This is a genomic window from Brevundimonas sp. (assembly GCF_031412435.1).
Lineage (GTDB): Bacteria > Pseudomonadota > Alphaproteobacteria > Caulobacterales > Caulobacteraceae > Brevundimonas.
Genome location: NZ_JANODA010000025.1, coordinates 66,242 through 84,923, shown reverse-complemented (window position 1 = coordinate 84,923; position 18,682 = coordinate 66,242). Strand labels below are relative to the sequence as shown.

The following is an 18,682-nucleotide window of genomic DNA, read 5'->3' as shown; positions in this document are numbered from 1 at the left end:
CCGTCGCGCTTGTGGACACCTTCGTTGTGAGGGCGCAATTCGCCGCGATCGCATTGTCACTAGGAACACCCCGTGGACCTCGACGCCCTGCTGCTGTCGCGCCTGCAGTTCGCCTTCACCATCGCTTTCCATATCCTCTTCCCGGCCTTCACGATCGGGCTGGCGGCCTATCTGGCCGTGCTGGAGGGTCTGTGGCTGTGGACGAAGCGGGAGGCGTTCAAGGTCCTGTATCTGTTCTGGGTCAAGATCTTCGCCTTGAGCTTCGGCATGGGCGTCGTTTCGGGCGTCGTGCTCAGCTACCAGTTCGGCACCAACTGGAGTGAGTTCATCCGCCTGACTGGAGGGGTGATCGGGCCGTTGCTGGCCTATGAGGTGTTGACCGCCTTCTTCCTGGAAGCGTCCTTCCTCGGCGTCATGCTGTTCGGCTGGAAGAAGGTCGGGCCGAAACTGCACTTCGCTTCGACCGTTCTGGTGGCCGTCGGCACCAGCATTTCGGCCTTCTGGATTCTGTCCGCCAACAGCTGGATGCAGACGCCGCAGGGCTTTGAGATCATGGCCGATGGGCGGCTCCAGGCGACCGACTATATGCAGGTCATCTTCAACCCCAGTTTCCCGTCGCGACTGGCGCACATGCTGCTGGCCGCCTTCCTGACGACAGGGCTCGTGGTCGGCGGGGCGTCGGCCTACCGGCTGCTCAAGGACCGAGCGGCCGGGCTGAAGACCGAGGGGTGGAGCGAGAGCCGGATTTCGCTGGTCATGGCGGTGGGGCTGATCGCCGTGCTGGCGCCGCTGCAACTGGTCGTCGGCCATGCCTCTGGAGAGGTCGCGCACAAGTATCAGCCGTCCAAGACCGCAGCGATCGAAGGATACTGGGAGACGCGCGCCGACCAGCCCCTGCACCTGTTCGGCATCCCCGATCGCGACGCGCAGAAGAACCATTTCGAGGTCTCCATCCCCGGCGTCGGCAACTGGATCCAGAACGTGCCGAAGGACGAGGTCATTCAGGGCCTGGATAGCTGGGCGCGCGAGGATCAGCCGCCGCCGTTCATCCCCTTCTTCGGCTTCCGGATCATGGTCGGTCTGGGTCTGCTGATGATCGGCCTGGGCGCCTGGGGCGCGGTGCTGATCTGGAGGAAACGGATCTTCGACAGCCCGCTGTTCCTGCGGTTCGCCGTGCTGATGGGTCCGACCGGCTTCATCGCCGTGCTGGCCGGCTGGATGGTGACCGAGGTCGGGCGCCAGCCGTGGGTCGTCTATGGGGTGCTGAAGACCCGTGACGCCGTCTCGCCCGTCGTCGCCAGCCAGGTCGCAACCTCACTGATCGCCTATATCCTCGTCTATTCCGTCGTGTTCACGGCCGGAGCCATCTTCATCCTGAGACTGATGGCCGAGGGACCGATCGCGGCCAGCACCGAACCGGCGCCGCCCGGACAGAGGCCGCCGGGCACGCCGCTGGCCAAGGCGCCGGAGGACACGACCCCGGGCGGACCCGACGGCGTCCTGGGAGGCCCGAAATGAACCTCGACCTGCAACTGATCTGGGCCGGGCTGATCGCGGTCTCCGTCCTGTTGTACGTCACTCTGGATGGGTTCGACCTCGGCATAGGGATCCTGTTCCCGTTCGCGAAGTCGCCCGGCGAACGGGACGTGATGATGAACACGATCGCCCCCGTCTGGGACGGCAACGAGACCTGGCTGGTGCTGGGAGGAGGGGGGCTTCTGGCGGCCTTCCCCCTGGCCTACTCGGTACTGATGCCCGCGCTGTATCTGCCCATCCTGCTGATGCTCGCAGGGCTGATCCTGCGAGGCGTGGCGTTCGAGTTTCGCTTCCGGGCGCGAAACAGGGGCCGCAAGTTCTGGACCCAGATGTTCGCCGGCGGGTCGATCCTGACGGCCGTGGCGCAGGGTCTGGTGCTCGGCGGCTTCATCCAGGGGGTGACGGTGCGCGACGACCGGTTCGCGGGCGGGCAATTCGACTGGTTCACGCCCTACACCCTTCTGGTCGCCGCGGGTCTGGTGGCCGGTTACGCCCTGCTGGGAGGGGCCTGGTTGATGATGAAGACCAGGGACAATCTGCATGGCGACGCGAAGCGCTGGACCAGCATCTCGGCGCTGGTCGTGGCTGGCCTGCTGGCGGCGGTCAGCTTGGCGACCCTGTTGATCCATCCTCGCATCGCGGAGCGCTGGGGGGTCAATCTGCAGGACGGGTTCGCACTGGAACTTGCTGATCTGGCGCCGCTTCTGCCGATCCCGCTGGTGGGGCTCATCGGGTTGGGCCTCGTCTTCGTGATGAGCCGCAAGGGATCGCATCACTGGCCGTTCGTGGGGGCGATCCTGGTCTTCCTGTCCGGCTATCTGGGGCTGGCGGTCGGGTTCGCTCCTTACGTGGTGCCCTACGCCCTGAACTTCCGGCAGGCAGCGGCGCCCGACAATGCGCTGGCTCTGATGCTGGTGGGGACGGCGGCCATCCTGCCCCTGATCCTGGCCTATACCGGCTGGGTCTACTGGGTGTTCCGAGGCAAGATCGACGAGGAGGCCGGCTATCATCATTGATCCCGTTCCCCCGCCCGAAACGGGCGAAGACAGCGGTCCGCTGTGGAAGAAGCTGGCCTGGTTCGCGGGCCTGTGCGTCGCCGGATCGGTCTCAGTCGCGGTCGTCGCCTATGTGCTGAGAAGCTTGCCGTTCATGGGCTGAAAGGCGATGGTTGCGCCATGTCGAATGTGCTCGTCCTCGCCGCCCTTCTGATCGTCGGATCGGGTCAGACCCAACAAACGGCACAGTCCGCCACGGCCCCCCGGCCCGGAAGCGAGCTTACCCGCAGCCTCAACTCGGCGCCGCCTGCGGGCGCCGTCGCGCCGCGCCCGATCTCACCCATGCCGTCCCCCGTCACGACACCACCGCCTCCGGGCCGGGTCGTGCCGATCCCTTCGGCCCCGGTCTCGCCACCGCCGAGGACGCAGCCTCTGACCCCGCCTGTGGTCGCCAATCCGCCCCGGACCCTGCCGCTGGCGACGCCCGCTCCCGTCACCGCCGCGCCGGACGCTCCCACACGTTCCCCGGTTGCAACGCCCGCGCTGACGACGACCCCGCCTGCCTCCACCGCGCCGAGGACGGCGGCCCCCGTGACGGCAGCGCCCAGGCCGCGCCCGACGACGCCTCCGCCCACCGTCGCCGCGCCGACGCCTCGTCCTGCGACTGTAGCGCCGCCTGCTGCCCCCGCTCCGCGCGCTACGACGCCTGCGCCGACCGCGACCGCGCCGGCTCCGCGACCCACGCCGCCAGTAGCGACCGCGCCGGTCACGGCGCCTCCGGTCACCGCGCCTGCTGCGCCGCCTCCCGCACCGATGACGGTGCTGGACGCCCCGGCGATCCGGGCCCTGCCGTTCACGGTCGACCTTCCGGCCGGGATCACGATCACGACCGGCCGGCCGGGGCCGAACTTCAACATCTGGACGATCCGCAGGGGCCAGCAGCCCCTGGTCATGATCTATGCCGGGCCGGCGTCGCAGTTCCCGATCTATTCGGGCGAGATGGTCGAGGCCGGGGCCCGCGCCTCGGTTGTGTCGACCGAGGACGGCCGTCGCGTGGCTCTGGAGCACCTGTTCACCCGCACGACCGCGCCTCAGGAGGTCCACGTCTGGATCACCAGCGTGGACGGCGCCGACCGGACTCTGGCCGAACGGATCGGCCAGACGGTGGATGTCCGCTAGGCCTTGATCGGCTGAGGAGAGATCGCTTCGCGATCTCGCTGATGCCGTGAATCAAGGCCCAGCTTGAATCTGGGACCTGATCCGACCGGAAAACCGCTCACACTTTTCTGGATCAGGTCCTAGGCCCTTCTGACGGGGGTGTCGGTCTCGCCGAGCCGCACGCCGCGCTTGCCGGCGAAGACCAGCACTTCCTGACCCTCGGCGGCAGCCCAGCGGCGTAACTGGGCCTCATAGGGTTCGCGCCGCCAGTCATGGGGGCGGGCCGCGTCGCACTCGACGATCAGCCGTGCGCCGCCAAGTTCCGAATGCAGGACGAAACCCGAGGCCGTCGGCTTCCAGCGGTCATCCAGCGCCTCGGTCAGCAGCCACAGGCAGTTAAAGACGCGGCAGTCACTCGGGCGATCCTCGTAGATGGAGCAGCCGGTCGTCTTGCCGAAATGGCGGCACCAGCGGCCCGCGGGCTTCTCAAGGGCGGTGACGCCCATGATCTTGCAGCACAGGCCGCAATCGCCGCAGGATTTCATCCGCCCTCGGACCAGACCGCCAGCTCGTTTCCGGATGGGTCGCGGAAGTGGAAGCGCTGGCCGCCGGGGAAGTCGAAGATGGGCTTAAGAATGGTCGCACCGGCCGCCTCGACCCGGGCCAGCATGGCCGGAAGGTCGGTGGCGTAAAGCACGGGGAGGGGGGCTTGCGGCCGTTCGGGGTCGGCGTCGAAGCCGCCGTCCAGGCCCTCGTCGAAGGCGGCGTAGGTCGGGCCATAGTCCTGGAAGGTCCAGCCGAAGGCGGCCGCATAGAAGGCCTTTGTTTCCGGCAGGCCGGTGGAGGGCAGCTCCAGATAGTCCAGTTTTCCGTCGCTTCGCATGGTCGTGATCCGATTGAAAAAGCCGCCGGGGATCCGCTTGCCACGGCCCGAAAGACGGCGCAATGTTGCGAACCACTCGCAAAAACAGGTGTGACGGTGATCGTTCTGTCGGCAGGCCCAGACGCCTTGATCCGCCTGATGCGGGAGGCGAAATTGCATCCGCAGCAGACGCCGCCGAAACCTGTGGACCGCGCGGTTAAGCGGTAAGCCAGCCGTTCCGGCGACCGAAGGCCTGGACCAGTTCGGGCCAGACAGCGGCGGGCTTTCCGGCGATCAGGCGGATGCCGAAACCGTGGCCGCCTTCCTGGAACAGATGGGCCTCGGACACGACGGCCGAGGCGCGCAGGGTGGCCAGAAGCTGAAGGCTGTTCTCCGGCGGTACGCCGGCGTCGTCGAGGGCGTGGATCAGGACAGTGGGGCCGACCCCGGTCCAGTCCATCTGGTCGAGGGACCACCGGGAAATCATTTCGGGCGTGGGGGAGGGCCCCAGGAGCTGGTCGCGTGACCCCTTGTGCGCAAAGGGGTCGGCCAGGGTCGTGACCGGATAAAGCAGAATGGTGAGGTCGGGGCGGTGCGAGACCTCATCGGCCGTGTCGACGGCCTGATAGGTCGCGTCGGACCGGACGGCGAGCAAGCCGGCCAGATGGCCGCCGGCGGAGGCTCCCAGACAGGCGATACGGGCCGGATCGACGCTATAGTCGGCCGCGTGGGCGCGGATCAGACGCAGCGCCCGCTGGGCGTCCTGAAGCGGTGCGTTCGGCCCGGCGGCCCAGCCGTCAGCGGGAAGTCGATAGCGGAGGACGAAACAGGTCACGCCGACCGCCGCGAACACCCGTGCGACGTCGAACCCCTCCTTGTCCAGGACGGCCCAGCGATAGCCGCCGCCCGGAATCAGCAGCAGGGCCGCCCCGTTCGGCCGCTCAGGCCGCATGACCGTCAGGAGCGGGTCGGTCGTGTACTGGGCGTAGCGGTCGTGGAACGACGGATCGGTCGAGCGTTCGGGCACGATGGGGGTGACGGTGACGTTTTCGCCGCCCGGCGCACCGCTGGGCCATAGGTGCACGACTTCGGTCGGATCGGCCGGGGCGACGTTCCCGGCAGTGTTTTGGGCCTGAACGGCGCCGGCCGCTGCGGCGGTCACAGCCGCCGCGCCGAGAAGGGAACGACGGCTGAGATCGATCATCAGGCCAGCTCGACTGCAAGGGCCACGGCCTCGCCGCCGCCGATGCAGAGGGACGCCATTCCCTTCGACTTGCCCCGGATCTGCAGGGCCGAGATCAGGGTGGTCAGGACGCGGGCGCCCGACGCGCCGATCGGATGGCCCAGGGCCGTGGCGCCGCCGTTCACGTTCATCTTCGCGTGGTCGATACCCATCTCCTGCATGGCGATCATGGGGACGACGGCGAAGGCCTCGTTGATCTCCCAGAGGTCGACGTCCTCGACCGACCAGCCGGCCTTCTTCAGCGCCTTCTGCATGGCAGGCACCGGGGCCGTGGTGAACAGGCCGGGCTCATGGGCGTGGGCGGCGTGCGACACGATGCGGGCGATGACAGGCAGGTTCAGGGCGCGGGCGACGCTCTCGCGCGTCAGGACCAGGGCGGCGGCGCCGTCACTGATCGAGGAGGCGTTGGCGGCTGTGATGGTCCCGTCCCTGGAAAAGGCGGGCTTCAGGGTCGGGATCTTCTCCGGCATGGCCTTGCCGGGCTGTTCGTCCTCGGTGACCGTAACGGTCCCCTTGCGGCCCGAGACCTCGACCGGAGTGATCTCGGCCTTGAAGGCGCCGGTCTCGATGGCCTTCAGCGCGCGGCTGAGGCTTTCGAGGGCGTAGGCGTCCTGCTGCTCGCGCGTGAACTGATAGGTCGCGGCCGAGTCCTCGGCGAAATTTCCCATCAGTTTGCCGGGCGTATAGGCGTCCTCCAAGCCGTCCATATACATGCTGTCGACGATGACATCGTGGCCGATGCGCGCGCCGCCGCGGTGCTTGTTCATCAGATAGGGGGCGCCGGTCATCGACTCCATGCCGCCCGCGACGATGACGTCGGCCGAACCGGCGTGGAGGGCGTCACTGGCCATCATGACGGCCTGCAGGCCCGAGCCGCACATCTTGTTGACCGTCGTCGCCTCGACATGCTGGCCGAGGCCGGCGCCTATGGCCGCCTGACGCGCCGGAGCCTGACCGAGACCGGCCGGCAGAACGCAGCCCATATAGATCTGCTCGACCTTCTGCGGCGGCACGCCCGCGCGCTCGACTGCCGCCCTGACCGCCGTCGCGCCCAGTTCGGTCGCCTTCACCCCGTTGAAGACCCCCTGGAAGCCGCCCATGGGCGTGCGGGCGAAGGCGACGATGACGACAGGATCGGACATGGACAGGCTCTCACGATGACGTGGAGCGGATGTAGCGTCGGGGGAGGCGGATTGCGAGGGGAGTGACGCGAGGCGCCGAGGTGGCCATTGGGTCGCATGGTCCTCGTCGCCCGGCTGTTACAGAGTTTCGCCCCGGTTCTTTTGGAGGCCCTGTCATGATTTCCGCCCGTCGCCATCTCGTCCTCGCCGTATCCGCCCTGGCCCTCGCAGCAGCATCGACCCCGGCTGTCGCCCAGTCGCACGGCGCGGCGGGCGTGGCGGCGGCTCCGACGCCGCGGGCGGTGGTCTTCGCCACCGAGCCGGGAGAAACGACGGGTGCTTTGGTCCTGCCATTACGGACGGCGGCGGATCTCGACGCCCTGACCGGTCTCCCGGAGATCGAAGCGGTCGGGCGCGCCCTGACCTCGGCCGAGTTCAGCTATGGCGCGCGCCAGACGCTGAGCCTGCGCGGCATCGGCGGCTGGGACCGCATTTTGGTGCTGGGTCTGGGCGCCGAGGGCGAGGCCGCCGCTCTGCAATGGAGCGGCGCGGTTGCGGGACGGAGCTTGATGGCAGACGAGGGGACCGTGACCGTTCTCGCCCCCGCGCTGTCGGGCGAACAGGCGGCCGCCCTGACGACCGGCTTCGGCATCGGCCACTATCGTTCGAACATCCATCAGGCGTCCGCCCGGACCGCGGCGGCGCCGGACGGGCTGACGGTCGTGACCCCCCAAAGCCAGGCCGCCGAGGCCGCCTATCAGGCGCGCGGCGCCGCTCTGGTCGAGGCGATGACCTGGGTGCGCGACATCTCCAACGAGCCCGCCAACATCGTCTATCCGGAGACCTTCGTGGAGCGGACGCGCGCCGCCTTCCGGGGCGTGCGCGGGGTGTCGATCGAGGTGCTCGACGTTCCGGCCATGGAGCGGCTGGGCATGGGGGTGATCACGGCCGCCGGGGCCGGCTCGGCCCGTCCGCCGCGCCTGCTGGTCGTGCGCTATGCGGGCGAGGGGGCGCCGGAGGGCGGGCCGGTGGCGCTGGTGGGCAAGGGGATCACCTTCGACTCCGGCGGTATCTCCATCAAGCCGAGCGCCAATATGGGCAATATGAAGATGGACATGTCGGGGGCCGCCTCGGTCGTCGGCGCGACCCTGGCCCTGGCCCGGTCGGCCGCGCCGGTGAACGTCGTCGCGGTGGCCGCCCTGGTCGAGAACATGCCGGACGGCGCGGCCATGCGTCCGGGCGACGTCCTGACCGCCATGAACGGCAAGACGATCGAAGTCATCTCGACCGACGCGGAGGGGCGGCTCGTTCTGTCCGACGCCCTGGTCTGGACCGAGCGCAACGTGAACCCAGCCGCGATCGTCGACGTGGCCACCCTGACCGGCGCGGTCGGCGGGGCGCTGGGCGACGACTACGCCGGCCTGTTCAGCCGCCACGACGCGCTGGCGGATCAGCTGACGGCCGCCTCAGATGCGACCGGCGAGGGGTTGTGGCGCCTGCCGCTGCATTCCTCCTATGCCCAGGAGATCTCCTCCACCATTGCTGACATCAAGAACTCGGGCGATGGCGGGGCGGGAGCCGGCACGGGCGCATGGTTCATCGGGGAGTTCGTCAGCCGCGAGACCCCGTGGGCCCATCTGGACATCGCCAACATGGCCTATGGCGGCGCCAATGACTGGAAGCCGGCGGGCTCGGCCGGGTTCGGGGTGCGGCTGCTGGAACAGTTCGTCCGCGACTGGCGGCCGGTCGGGCGTGGGATCGGCAACGGCGGAGGCTGATGCGAAAAGGGCCGCCGGTTCTCCCGGCGGCCCTCCATCTTGTCGCGTCTGCCTGGATCACCACCAGCGCTCGGCCTTGCCGACGCCGCCCGCCGCCTGTTCCAGCGCCGCCCCGACCTGAAGCACGGTCGCCTCGTCCAACGCCTTGCCGATCACCTGCAGGCCCAGCGGCAAGCCGTTGGAATCCACGCCAGCCGGGACCGAAATCCCGGGCAGGCCGGCGAGGTTGGCGGTCACCGTGAAGACGTCGTTGAGGTACATGGTCACCGGGTCGATCTGCTTGTCGCCCAGGGCGAAGGCGGCCGACGGCGTCGACGGCGTCAGGATGGCGTCGACCTGACCCCAGACCTTGTCGAAGTCCTCGGCGATGCGCCGCCGGACCTTCAGGGCGCGAACGTAATAGGCGTCGTAGAATCCGGCCGACAGCACATAGGCCCCGATGACCAGGCGGCGCTGGACCTCCTTGCCGAAGCCCTCGGCGCGGCTGGTCTCGTAGAGGTCGGTCAGGCTGGTCGCCTTTTCCGCCCGATGGCCGAACCGCATGCCGTCGTAGCGCGCCAGGTTCGAGGAGGCCTCGGCCGGGGCGACGATATAGTAGGTCGGCAGGGCGTATTTCGTGTGGGGCAGGGAGATGTCGACGATCTCGCAGCCTGCATCGCGCAGCCAGGCCACGCCCTGGTCCCACAGGGCTTGGATCTCGGCGGGCATGCCATCGACGACGTACTCGGCCGGCACGCCGATGCGCAGTCCCTTGACCGACTGGCCGACCGAGGCGGACCAGTCCGGCGTCGGGATGTCGAGGCTGGTCGAGTCCTTGACGTCGAAGCTGCACATCGACTGCAGCATCAGGGCGGCGTCCTCGACCGTCTTGGTGATCGGCCCGGCCTGATCCAGCGAGGAGGCGAAGGCGACCATGCCGAAGCGGCTGGCGCGGCCATAGGTGGGCTTGATCCCGACCGTGCCGGTGAAGGCGGCGGGCTGGCGGATCGAACCGCCGGTGTCCGAGGCCGTGGCGGCCAGGCACAGGTCGGCGGCGACGGCCGAGGCCGAACCGCCCGATGAGCCTCCCGGGGTCAGGTCGGCATTGGAGTTCTTGGACTTCCACGGGTTTACGACCGGACCGAAGGCCGAGGTCTCGTTCGACGAACCCATGGCGAACTCGTCCATGTTGAGCTTGCCCAGCATGACCGCACCGTCGCGCCACAGGTTGGCGGTCACGGTCGATTCATAGGGCGGGACGAAGCCGCGCAGCATGTTGGAGCCGGCGGTCGTCTGGACGCCCTCGGTGCAGAACAGATCCTTGATGCCCAGGGGCGCGCCTTCGAGGGGGCCGGCGGTCCCGGCCGCGATCCGGGCGTCGGAGGCCTTCGCCATCTCGATCGCCTTTTCCGGGGTCGTCACGACATAGGCGTTCAGGGTCGGGTTGGCGGCCTCGATGTTCGAGACGAAGGCGCGGGTGATCTCTTCCGACGAGAAGGCCTTCGACTTCAGCCCGTCGACGGCCGCCTTGAGGGTCAGTTTGGTCAGGTCGCTCATGACTATTCGACCACCTTGGGCACGACGTAGAAGCCGTCTGCGGATTGCGGCGCGTTGGACAGGACGGCGTCGACCTTTGCACCATCGGTGACGACGTCGTCACGCAGACGCAGCGGCTGGGCGACGTTGGACGTCATCGGCTCGACGCCGACCACGTCGACCTCGTTGAGCTGGTCGATCCAGGCCATGATGCCGTTCAGCTCGCCAGCCAGCGGCTCCAGCCGGTCGTCAGCGGTCTTGATACGGGCGAGGTGCGCGACCTTCCTCACCGTCTCTGCGTCGATGGCCATGCGGCCCTCCGATAGTCTCAGTGCAAGCGGGCGGGATTAGCCGCCTGTGCCGCGCCGCACAAGGACCGCAGGCTCTACTGAGCGGGCGTGACGGTCACGACGGTCGGGGCGGCGTCGTCCGCGCCTTGGGTCCACTGGATGATGATCTTGCGATGGCGGTCGCCGATATCGCCGGTCGCTTCGTCCATGGTGCTCTCATGGATGTCGAGATCGATCCGGCCGTTGGCGTGGGACAGGACCGTGTAGTCGAGGAAATCGCCGATCTGATAGATGGCCCAGCCGTCTGCGGGGTTCTCGAAGAAGGCGATGTAGGTCTGAAGCCCGTTCATGGCCGGATCGCCCCCGGAGACGCCGAACAGCTTTGCGCTCTCGCCCGGAATATCGTCGCTCTTCACCACGCTGGCGGCCCATTGCAGGCCGTTGTCGGTCTGCGACGGGTCGGCGATCGTCAGGGTCTCGGGGGCTCCGGATGCCGTGAGGGGCGCGGCCTGGGAAGGCGTGTCGGCCCCGTCCGTGGTCGGCGTCACAGTCGTCTTCGTGGACGGCATGGCGTCGCAGGCGGCGAGCGACAGGGCCGCGACGATGGTGATGCTCAGAAACGAAGAACGCACAGACATGGACCCCTCGCGGACCGGTGATAGGCGACAGTCGCCTTTGACAGGCGGAATGGCAACGCCTACCGCCCGCCCATGCCTGTTGTGGATATCGTCGACCTGCCCGCAGCCTGCCCGCCCGGTACCGCCTGGATGGGGCTGGACCTCGGCGAGACGACCATAGGAGTCGCGGTCTCGGACACCACGCGGCTGATCGCCAGTCCGCTGCAGCTGATCCGCAAATCGAAATTCACGGCCGAGGCCGAGGCCCTGTTCAAGCTGATGGACGCCCGCAAGGTGTCCGGCCTCGTCATCGGCCTGCCGGTCAATATGGACGGGACCGAGGGGCCGCGCGCCCAGTCTTGCCGGGCCTTCGCGCGCAATCTCGAGCGGTTCCGCCCTGTGAACGTCGCCTTCTGGGACGAGCGGCTGTCGACCTCGGCAGTCGAGCGGTTCCTGATCGGGGAACTGGACCTGAGCCGCAAGCGCCGGGCCGGAGTGGTCGATCGGACCGCCGCCGCCTGGATTCTGCAGGGAGCGCTGGACCGGGTGCGCGACCAGCAGACCTGGACATGATCGGCCTCATCGCCGGGGTCGTTCCGGTCTTCGTTATGATCGCCCTGGGCTATGGGCTGCGCAAGACCGACTTCCTGCCCGACGCGACCTGGCGGCCGATCGAGAAGCTGTCGATCAACCTGTTGTATCCCGGTTTCCTGATCCCCGCCGTCTGGGGTGCGGACCTGTCGGGCGGCAGCGCGGGCGCGGCGGCGGGCGCGGCGGTGATCGCCGTCCTGATCGTCTCGGCCGGGACCTTGCTGGCCAAGCCGCTGATGACGATCGACGGCCCGGCTTATACCTCCGTGTTCCAGGGTGTGATCCGGTGGAACAGCTTCGTCTTCCTGCCGGTCATCCAGGCGTCATTCGGGGCCGAGGGACTGGCGCTGGCGGCGGTGATGATCGCCTGCATCATTCCGGTGACCAATATCTCCTGCGTCGCCGTCCTGGCGAAATGGGGCGCGGGACAGCGCGGGGTGACGCCCCTGGCCCTCGTGAAGGCCATGCTGGCCAATCCGATCCTTTTGGCCTGCCTGATCGGCCTGGCGCTGAACTTCGCCCGCGTGCCCCATGTGCCGGGCATCTGGGAGACACTGGAGCTGCTGGGCTCGGCCGCCCTGCCGCTCGGCCTGATCATCGCAGGCGCGGGCCTGAGCTTCGCTGAGGTGGCGCGGCGCAAATTCACCATCGCGGGCGTGTCCTTTGTGAAGCTCATCATCATGCCGCCCCTGATGTGGGGCCTGTGCATCCTGCTGGGCGGCGATCACCTGGCGCAGGGAGTGGCGATGCTGTGCGGCGCGGCGCCGGGAGCGGCGGCTTCCTATCTGCTGGCGCGGCAGATGGGCGGAGACGCGCCCCTGATGGCGGGGGTGATCGCCCTGACGACGGTGGTCAGCGCCCTGATGATCCCCTTGCTGCTGTTCCTGCACCGACTGACTTGAGGCGCCATCCTTGAGCTTGGCGCCGGGCGCCCCTATAGCCGGGCTTTAATGACCCAGCATGATGCAGCCGCCGACCTGATCGCCGACCGGCTGGTCCCCTTTCCGAAACCGCATTTCCTGGCCGCCGGCGATCTGAATCCGCCGTTCGTTCTGAGCCTGCTCGATCTGGCGGATGCGTTCGTCGACCTGAACCGGCAATCGAGCAAGCAGCTCGACCTGTTGCGCGGTCGCACCGTCATGAACCTGTTCTTCGAGAACTCCACCCGCACCAGCTCTTCGTTCGAGATCGCGGCCAAGCGGCTGGGCGCCGACGTCGTGACCATGCCGGTGCAGGCTTCGTCAGTGAAGAAGGGCGAGACCCTGATCGATACGGCGGTCACCCTGAACGCCATGAAGCCGGATATTCTGGTCGTGCGGCACGGGGCGTCGGGGGCGGCGGCCCTTCTGTCCCAGAAGGTCGGCTGCGCGGTGGTCAACGCCGGGGACGGCCGCCACGAACATCCGACCCAGGCCCGGCTGGACCTGCCGAGCCTGCGCCGCGCCTTCGGTGACGTCGGAGGACTGACGGTCGCCATCTGCGGCGACATCGCCCACAGCCGGGTCGCTCGTTCCAATGTTGCGCTGCTGTCGATGATGGGCGCGCGGGTGCGTCTGATCGGGCCGCCGACCCTGGTGCCCGGCGACGCCGACCGCTGGGGCTGCGAGGTCTTCCACGACATGCGCGAGGGCCTCGCCGGCTGCGACGTGGTGATGATGCTGAGGCTGCAGCTGGAGCGGATGGACGGGGCCCTGGTCCCGTCGACGCGCGAGTATTTCCGCTTCTGGGGTCTGGACCGCGAGAAGCTGGCCTGGGCCGCACCGGGCGCCCGGGTCATGCACCCCGGGCCGATGAACCGGGGCGTGGAGATCGATTCCGACGTCGCCGACGACCTGTCCGTGTCGCTGATTCAGGACCAGGTCGAGATGGGCGTCGCGGCGCGAATGGCAGTGCTGGCCTCGCTATCCGCCCGTCTGGAGGGCGCGGCATGAGTTCGTTCCGCCAAATCCTCCCCCATCGGGGGAGGTGGCTCGAAGCGAAGCGTAGAGACGGAGGGGGCCAGCCCCGGACTCCGGCGTGCGCGGTGGGCCCCCTCCACCGCGAAGACGCGGTCCCCCTCCCCCAAGGGGGGAGGATTTTCGCATGAGCTCGCAGGCCATCATCAACGCCCGCCTGCTGGACCCGGCGTCCGACTACGACGGCCCCGGCTCCGTGGTCATCGAGGACGGCGTCATCACCCGCGTCGAGCGCCGCTCGGTCGCGGTTTCGGCCACGGAAATCCTCGACGCGCGCGGCCTGTGCCTGTCGCCCGGCCTGATCGACATCCGCGTCCGCACCGGCGAGCCGGGCGCCGAACCGAAGGAGACGCTGAAGTCCGCCAGCCTCTCTGCCGCTGCAGGCGGGGTCACCACGGTGGTCATCCAGCCGGACACCGACCCGGCTGTGGATGATCCGGCCATGGTTGATTTTATCCAGAGGCGGGGCGCGGCCCTGAGCCTCGTCAACGTCCGGGCGGCAGGGGCGGCGACGAAGGCGCGCGACGGCAAGCGGATGGCCGAGATCGGCCTGATGCACGAGGCCGGCGCCCTTTACTTCACCGACGGCGACCACGTCATCGCCGACAGTCGGGTGCTGCAGCGGGTCATGGCCTATGCCACGGCATTCAACGCCCTGATCGCCTGCCGCCCGGCCGATCCGTGGCTGACCGAAGGCTCGGTGGCGACCTCCGGAGAGCTGGCGACGCGTCTGGGCCTGTCGGGCGCCCCGGCCATCGCCGAACGTATCCAGCTGGAGCGCGATCTGGCCCTGGTCGAACAGACCGGCGTGCGCTTCCTCGTCGACCAGATCTCCACCGAGGCGGCGCTGGAGGTGCTGGCGCGGGCGCGGGGCAGGGGGCTGGAGGTCGCGGCCTCGGTGTCGATCAATCATCTGTGCTTCAACGAGATCGACATCGGCGACTACCGCACCTTCTTCCGCCTGGAGCCGCCGCTGCGGCCCGAGAGCGACCGGCGGGCGCTGATCGAGGCGGTGCGCGACGGACTGATCGAGGCCATCACCTCGGCCCACACCCCCGCGCCCGCCGAGGACAAGCGCCGCCCGTTCGCCGAGGCCGCGCCGGGGGCGGTGGGTCTGGAGACCCTGCTGCCGGCGGCGCTAAGCCTGCATCATGAGGAGGGGCTGGATATCCTCGACGTCCTGCGGCCGATGACCCATGGGCCGGCGACCCTGCTGGGGCTGGACGCGGGCGTGCTGGAAGCGGGGGCTCCGGCGGACCTGATCGTGTTCGATCCCGGCGCGCCGGTGATCGTCGATGCGGCGACGCTGCGGTCCAAGTCGAAGAACTCGCCGTTCGACGGGCGCCGGCTGCAGGGCAGGGTCGAGATGACCATCGTCGGCGGCCGGGTCGTGTTTTCCAGTTAGTGCCGTGCACCCCGGCGAAGGCCGGGGTCCAGATCACAGAAGCAGGCGGCTGGCATCTGGCGCCAGTCCTCAAGCGTCATGCAAAATCGTTCGCCATCTGGACCCCGGCCTTCGCCGGTGTGCACGGTGATTGAATTACGGCTTCTGCTCCAGCGCATAGAGCGCTTCGGCCATCTCGTCGGCCTTGGCGGCGATCAACGCCTGGGCGTCGTAGAGGGCGCGATTGTAGACGGCGTGGCCCAGGGTGTTGGCGAAGAAGTCCATCAGCATCGACGCCTGCAGGTCGCCGATCTCCTGATCCAGTTCGTCGCGCACGAAGGTCTTGATGCGCAGGATCAGGTCGCGCTGCTCTTCCTTCGAGAAGACGATCGGCTTCATCACGAAATCTCGGCCAGGGTTTCCTCCGCGGCCATCCAGGCGGCTTCGGCGGCGTCAAGATCGGATTGCGTCTTGGCGCGCGCGCGGGTCAGGCCTTCCAGCGCCTTGGGGTTCGACACGGCGGCGTTGGCGAGATCGTCGTCGATGCGGGCGATCTCGGCGGTCAGGGCGACGACTCGTTCCTCGGCCTTCTTCACCGCGTGACGCAGGGTCGAGGGCGAGGGGCCGGACTTCTGCTTTTGCGGCTTGGCGGCGGGCGCGGAGGCGACGGCGGCTTCCTCCTTCTTGATCTGGCTCGGCTTCACCGCCGCCTGTTTGGCGCGGTCGAGGACGAACCTGGCGTAGTCGTCCATGTCCCCGTCGAACGGCTTCACCGTGCCGTCCGCGGCCAGCCACAGCCGGTCGGCGACCATCTCCATCAGTGAGCGGTCGTGGGTGATGAGGATGACGGCGCCGGTGTAGTCGTTGAGCGCGTCCAGAAGGGCCCGGCGGCTGTCGATGTCGAGGTGGTTGGTCGGTTCGTCGAGGATCAGGACGTGCGGGGCCTCCATGGCCACCATGTTCAGCAGCAGGCGCGCGCGCTCGCCGCCGGACAGGCTGTCGACCGTCGTCTCCTGCTTCTCGTAGTTCAGACCGAACTGGGCCAGCTTGGAGCGGCGCCCGGCCTCGGGCGCGTCCGGCATGGCGCGGCGGATGATCTCCAGCGGCGTGTCGGTCGGGTCCATGGCCTCGATCTGATGCTGGTGGAACCAGCCGACCCGCATCTTCTTGTCGCGATGCAGTTCGCCCTCGGTGACCTTGAGCGCGCCGGCGATCATCTTGGCGAAGGTGGACTTGCCCGCGCCGTTGACGCCCAGCAGGCCGATGCGGTCGTCCAGATCCATTCGCAGGTTCAGATTGCGCAGGATCGGCCGTCCGGGCTCATAGCCGACGTTGGCGCGTTCCAGCCGAATCAGCGGCGGCGCCAGAGGACGGGGCGGCGAGGGAAGGGTGAAGGGGGCGACGCGTTCCTCGATCGTGGTCGAGACCGGCTGCATCTTGGCCAGACGCTTCATGCGCGACTGGGCCTGGGCGGCCTTGGACGCCTTGGCCTTGAACCGGTCGACGAAGGACTGGAGGTGGGCGCGTTCGGCGTCCTGCTTGGCCTTGGCCGACAGTTGCAGACGGGCCTTCTCGGCGCGCGCCTGTTCGAACTGGTCGTAGTTGCCGGTGTAGATCTCCAGCTTGCGGTTCGCGAGATGGAGGATGTGGGTGCAGACCTCGTTCAGCATCTCGCGGTCGTGGGAGATGATCAGGGCCGTCGCCGGATATTTCTTCAGCCGCGCCTCGAGCCACAGGGCGCCTTCCAGATCGAGGTAGTTGGTCGGTTCGTCGAGCAGCAGCATGTCCGGCTGGGCGAACAGGGCGGCGGCCAGGGCCACGCGCATGCGCCAGCCGCCGGAGAACTCCGACATCGGCCGCTGCTGGTTCTCGTGGTCAAAGCCGAGGCCGGCGAGGATTTCCGCCGCGCGCGCGGGGGCGCCGTCGGCGTCGATCTCGATCAGCCGCGACCAGATCTCGCCCATCTCCTCGGGCTCTGCGGTTTCCAGACGGCCCAAGAGGTCGTGGCGTTCGGTGTCGGCCTCGAGAATCGTCTCGACCACGCTGACCGGCGTGGCCGGGTGTTCCTGATCGACCGAGCCGATGCGTGCGGTCTTGGGCAGGGAGACCTCGTCGCCGTTGCCAGCCAGTTCGCCCAAGATGATCTTGAACAAGGTCGACTTGCCGATGCCGTTGCGGCCCACCAGCCCGACCTTGGAGCCCGGCGGCAGGCTGACCGAGGCGTCGTCCAGAAACTGGCGACCCCAGGCGTTGAACGTCAGGTTGGTGATCTGGAGCATGGAGAAGCGTTGACTTTGAAAGTGGTCAGTTCAATATGACTGGTCATGACACATGACCATGTGACCGGTGAGGTCGTCATAACGGCGACGGAGTTCAAGGCCAAGTGCCTTGAGCTAATTGATCGTCTGCAACGTGGCGCTCTGAAGAAGGTGACGATCACCAAGCGCGGAAAGACGGCGGCGGTGGTGCATCAGCCCGAGCCTGCCGCTGTGTTTGATCTCCGAAGCCTCGTCGGCGCGATGAAGGGCACCGTGATCGCTCCCGCCGATTTCGACTGGACCGCCCCCATGGATCTGGACCCGCTCGATTCCGAAAACGGCATCATCGACTGATGAATCGTCCCGTCCTGCTCGATACGAACGCCATTATCGATCTTGCGACGGGGCTGGGGCTCAGCCCGGCTTCGATGGATGTCGCCGTGGAAGCGTCCGCGCGTGGCGCATTGCTGGTCTCACCCGTCTCGGCATGGGAAATCGGCAACATCAGCCGGCCGCGAAATACGCGCAGATCCATCGATTTTCTGCCAGATCCGACGACCTGGTTTCGGCGTTTCGTCGATACCTATCATGTGGTGCTGACGCCCTTGACGCCCGAGATTGGCATCGCTGCAGCCTATTTGCCGGACGGCATCAATGCTGACCCCGCTGACCGGTTGTTGACCGCAACGGCGCGTGCGCTCGATGCGGTCATGATCACACGCGACCGGGATATTCTCGCCTATTCCGCGCAGGGGCACGTTCGGGCGATCGCCGCCTGATCGACGGGTTGGAAAGCCCGGACGCCGCGTCTATAAGCCCGCGACCTTCAAACTCCCAACAAGAAGTCTCCTCATGACCGACCGTACCTTCTCGATCATCAAGCCCGACGCCACGCGCCGCAACCTGACGGGCGCCATCAACGCAGTGATCGAGGGCGCCGGCCTGCGCATCGTCGCCCAGCGCCGCATCAAGCTGACCGAGGCCCAGGCCAAGAAATTCTATGAAGTCCACGCCGAGCGCCCGTTCTACGGCGAACTGGTCGGCCAGATGATCGCCGAGCCGGTCGTCGTCCAGGTTCTGGAAGCCGAAGGCGCGGTCGCCAAATACCGCGAAGTCATGGGCGCGACCAACCCGAAGGACGCCGCTGACGGCACCATCCGCAAGCTGTTCGCCCTGTCGATCGGCGAGAACTCGGTCCACGGTTCGGACTCGGAAGAGAACGCCGCGATCGAGATCGCCCAGTTCTTCACGGACGCCGACATCGTCGGCTAGGTCGCTCAAGCAACGCGCGACCGCGTCGCGCGCCTTGGTGCCACAAGGAACGCGCTCACGCAGCGAGGCAGAGCCTGTCCTCCGGCCGATCGAAGATCGGACCGGGG

At 67.9% G+C, this 18,682-nt stretch carries 21 protein-coding genes; 11 read left to right on the top strand and 10 right to left on the bottom strand.

The window, feature by feature from the left end:
- Positions 1-72: 72 nt before the first annotated feature.
- Both RMO01_RS04845 and cydB read left to right on the top strand, forming a co-directional pair.
- The gene (locus RMO01_RS04845; RefSeq protein WP_309627911.1) at positions 73-1,518 is read left to right on the top strand and encodes a cytochrome ubiquinol oxidase subunit I; all 1,446 of its coding nucleotides are present in this window, start codon (positions 73-75) and stop codon (positions 1,516-1,518) included.
- Positions 1,515-2,552: a cytochrome d ubiquinol oxidase subunit II gene (gene cydB, locus RMO01_RS04840; protein ID WP_309627910.1), complete on the top strand. Its 1,038-nt coding sequence runs from the start codon at positions 1,515-1,517 to the stop codon at positions 2,550-2,552. The genes RMO01_RS04845 and cydB overlap by 4 nt, the downstream gene beginning before the upstream one ends.
- Before the next feature lie 206 nt (positions 2,553-2,758).
- Here the strand turns inward: cydB and RMO01_RS04835 are convergent, their stop codons facing one another.
- Entirely contained in the window at positions 2,759-3,301 is a 543-nt protein-coding gene (locus RMO01_RS04835) for a hypothetical protein (RefSeq protein ID WP_309627909.1), read from the bottom strand.
- 43 nt (positions 3,302-3,344) lie between these two features.
- On the opposite strand from RMO01_RS04835, the gene RMO01_RS04830 reads away from it, so the two are divergent.
- The gene (locus tag RMO01_RS04830) at positions 3,345-3,710 is read left to right on the top strand and encodes a hypothetical protein (protein WP_309627908.1); all 366 of its coding nucleotides are present in this window, start codon (positions 3,345-3,347) and stop codon (positions 3,708-3,710) included.
- Positions 3,711-3,829: 119 nt separating this feature from the next.
- On the opposite strand, the gene RMO01_RS04825 is transcribed toward RMO01_RS04830, so the two are convergent.
- The 4 genes from RMO01_RS04825 to RMO01_RS04810 form a co-directional block, all read right to left on the bottom strand.
- Positions 3,830-4,234, bottom strand: coding sequence for a YkgJ family cysteine cluster protein (locus RMO01_RS04825; RefSeq protein ID WP_309627907.1), 405 nt, complete (start codon positions 4,232-4,234; stop codon positions 3,830-3,832).
- Positions 4,231-4,572, bottom strand: coding sequence for a VOC family protein (locus RMO01_RS04820; RefSeq protein ID WP_309627906.1), 342 nt, complete (start codon positions 4,570-4,572; stop codon positions 4,231-4,233). Before RMO01_RS04820 ends, RMO01_RS04825 begins: the two co-directional genes overlap by 4 nt.
- A gap of 196 nt (positions 4,573-4,768) precedes the next feature.
- A complete protein-coding gene (locus RMO01_RS04815) occupies positions 4,769-5,755 on the bottom strand; it encodes an alpha/beta hydrolase (protein WP_309627905.1) in 987 nt (328 codons plus the stop codon).
- Positions 5,755-6,942 (bottom strand): acetyl-CoA C-acyltransferase, encoded by a 1,188-nt coding sequence (locus RMO01_RS04810; RefSeq protein WP_309627961.1) that lies wholly within the window; start codon positions 6,940-6,942, stop codon positions 5,755-5,757. Before RMO01_RS04810 ends, RMO01_RS04815 begins: the two co-directional genes overlap by 1 nt.
- Positions 6,943-7,091: 149 nt before the next feature.
- On the opposite strand from RMO01_RS04810, the gene RMO01_RS04805 reads away from it, so the two are divergent.
- A complete protein-coding gene (locus RMO01_RS04805; RefSeq protein ID WP_309627904.1) occupies positions 7,092-8,693 on the top strand; it encodes a leucyl aminopeptidase in 1,602 nt (533 codons plus the stop codon).
- 57 nt (positions 8,694-8,750) lie between these two features.
- Here the strand turns inward: RMO01_RS04805 and gatA are convergent, their stop codons facing one another.
- From gatA to RMO01_RS04790, 3 genes are all read right to left on the bottom strand, one after another.
- Positions 8,751-10,229, bottom strand: a complete 1,479-nt coding sequence (gatA, locus tag RMO01_RS04800; RefSeq protein WP_309627903.1) for an Asp-tRNA(Asn)/Glu-tRNA(Gln) amidotransferase subunit GatA — start codon at positions 10,227-10,229, stop codon at positions 8,751-8,753.
- A gap of 2 nt (positions 10,230-10,231) precedes the next feature.
- Positions 10,232-10,519, bottom strand: coding sequence for an Asp-tRNA(Asn)/Glu-tRNA(Gln) amidotransferase subunit GatC (gene gatC, locus RMO01_RS04795; protein ID WP_309627902.1), 288 nt, complete (start codon positions 10,517-10,519; stop codon positions 10,232-10,234).
- 74 nt (positions 10,520-10,593) lie between these two features.
- On the bottom strand, positions 10,594-11,136 hold the full coding sequence (locus RMO01_RS04790) for a hypothetical protein (RefSeq protein ID WP_309627901.1): 543 nt from the start codon (positions 11,134-11,136) through the stop codon (positions 10,594-10,596).
- A gap of 72 nt (positions 11,137-11,208) precedes the next feature.
- Here RMO01_RS04790 and ruvX point away from each other — a divergent pair, with 72 nt between their 5' ends.
- The 4 genes from ruvX (at position 11,209) to pyrC (ending at position 15,066) form a co-directional block, all read left to right on the top strand.
- Entirely contained in the window at positions 11,209-11,688 is a 480-nt protein-coding gene (gene ruvX / locus RMO01_RS04785; protein WP_309627900.1) for a Holliday junction resolvase RuvX, read from the top strand.
- Positions 11,685-12,608: an AEC family transporter gene (locus RMO01_RS04780; RefSeq protein WP_309627899.1), complete on the top strand. Its 924-nt coding sequence runs from the start codon at positions 11,685-11,687 to the stop codon at positions 12,606-12,608. Before ruvX ends, RMO01_RS04780 begins: the two co-directional genes overlap by 4 nt.
- A 48-nt stretch (positions 12,609-12,656) precedes the next feature.
- Positions 12,657-13,637 carry an aspartate carbamoyltransferase catalytic subunit gene (locus RMO01_RS04775; RefSeq protein ID WP_309627898.1) on the top strand — a complete coding sequence of 327 codons (981 nt, stop codon included), beginning with the start codon at positions 12,657-12,659 and terminating at the stop codon, positions 13,635-13,637.
- A gap of 151 nt (positions 13,638-13,788) precedes the next feature.
- Positions 13,789-15,066 (top strand): dihydroorotase, encoded by a 1,278-nt coding sequence (gene pyrC / locus RMO01_RS04770; RefSeq protein WP_309627897.1) that lies wholly within the window; start codon positions 13,789-13,791, stop codon positions 15,064-15,066.
- A gap of 135 nt (positions 15,067-15,201) precedes the next feature.
- Here pyrC and RMO01_RS04765 read toward each other — a convergent pair whose 3' ends face one another.
- Positions 15,202-15,444, bottom strand: a complete 243-nt coding sequence (locus RMO01_RS04765) for a DUF2164 domain-containing protein (RefSeq protein WP_309627896.1) — start codon at positions 15,442-15,444, stop codon at positions 15,202-15,204.
- Positions 15,444-17,324, bottom strand: a complete 1,881-nt coding sequence (locus tag RMO01_RS04760; protein WP_309627895.1) for an ABC-F family ATP-binding cassette domain-containing protein — start codon at positions 17,322-17,324, stop codon at positions 15,444-15,446. Before RMO01_RS04760 ends, RMO01_RS04765 begins: the two co-directional genes overlap by 1 nt.
- Before the next feature lie 60 nt (positions 17,325-17,384).
- On the opposite strand from RMO01_RS04760, the gene RMO01_RS04755 reads away from it, so the two are divergent.
- The 3 genes from RMO01_RS04755 (at position 17,385) to ndk (ending at position 18,575) form a co-directional block, all read left to right on the top strand.
- Positions 17,385-17,657, top strand: a complete 273-nt coding sequence (locus tag RMO01_RS04755; protein ID WP_309627894.1) for a type II toxin-antitoxin system prevent-host-death family antitoxin — start codon at positions 17,385-17,387, stop codon at positions 17,655-17,657.
- Positions 17,657-18,082, top strand: a complete 426-nt coding sequence (locus RMO01_RS04750) for a type II toxin-antitoxin system VapC family toxin (protein WP_309627893.1) — start codon at positions 17,657-17,659, stop codon at positions 18,080-18,082. Before RMO01_RS04755 ends, RMO01_RS04750 begins: the two co-directional genes overlap by 1 nt.
- A 73-nt stretch (positions 18,083-18,155) precedes the next feature.
- Positions 18,156-18,575, top strand: coding sequence for a nucleoside-diphosphate kinase (gene ndk / locus RMO01_RS04745; protein ID WP_309627892.1), 420 nt, complete (start codon positions 18,156-18,158; stop codon positions 18,573-18,575).
- The last annotated feature ends 107 nt before the right edge of the window (positions 18,576-18,682 follow it).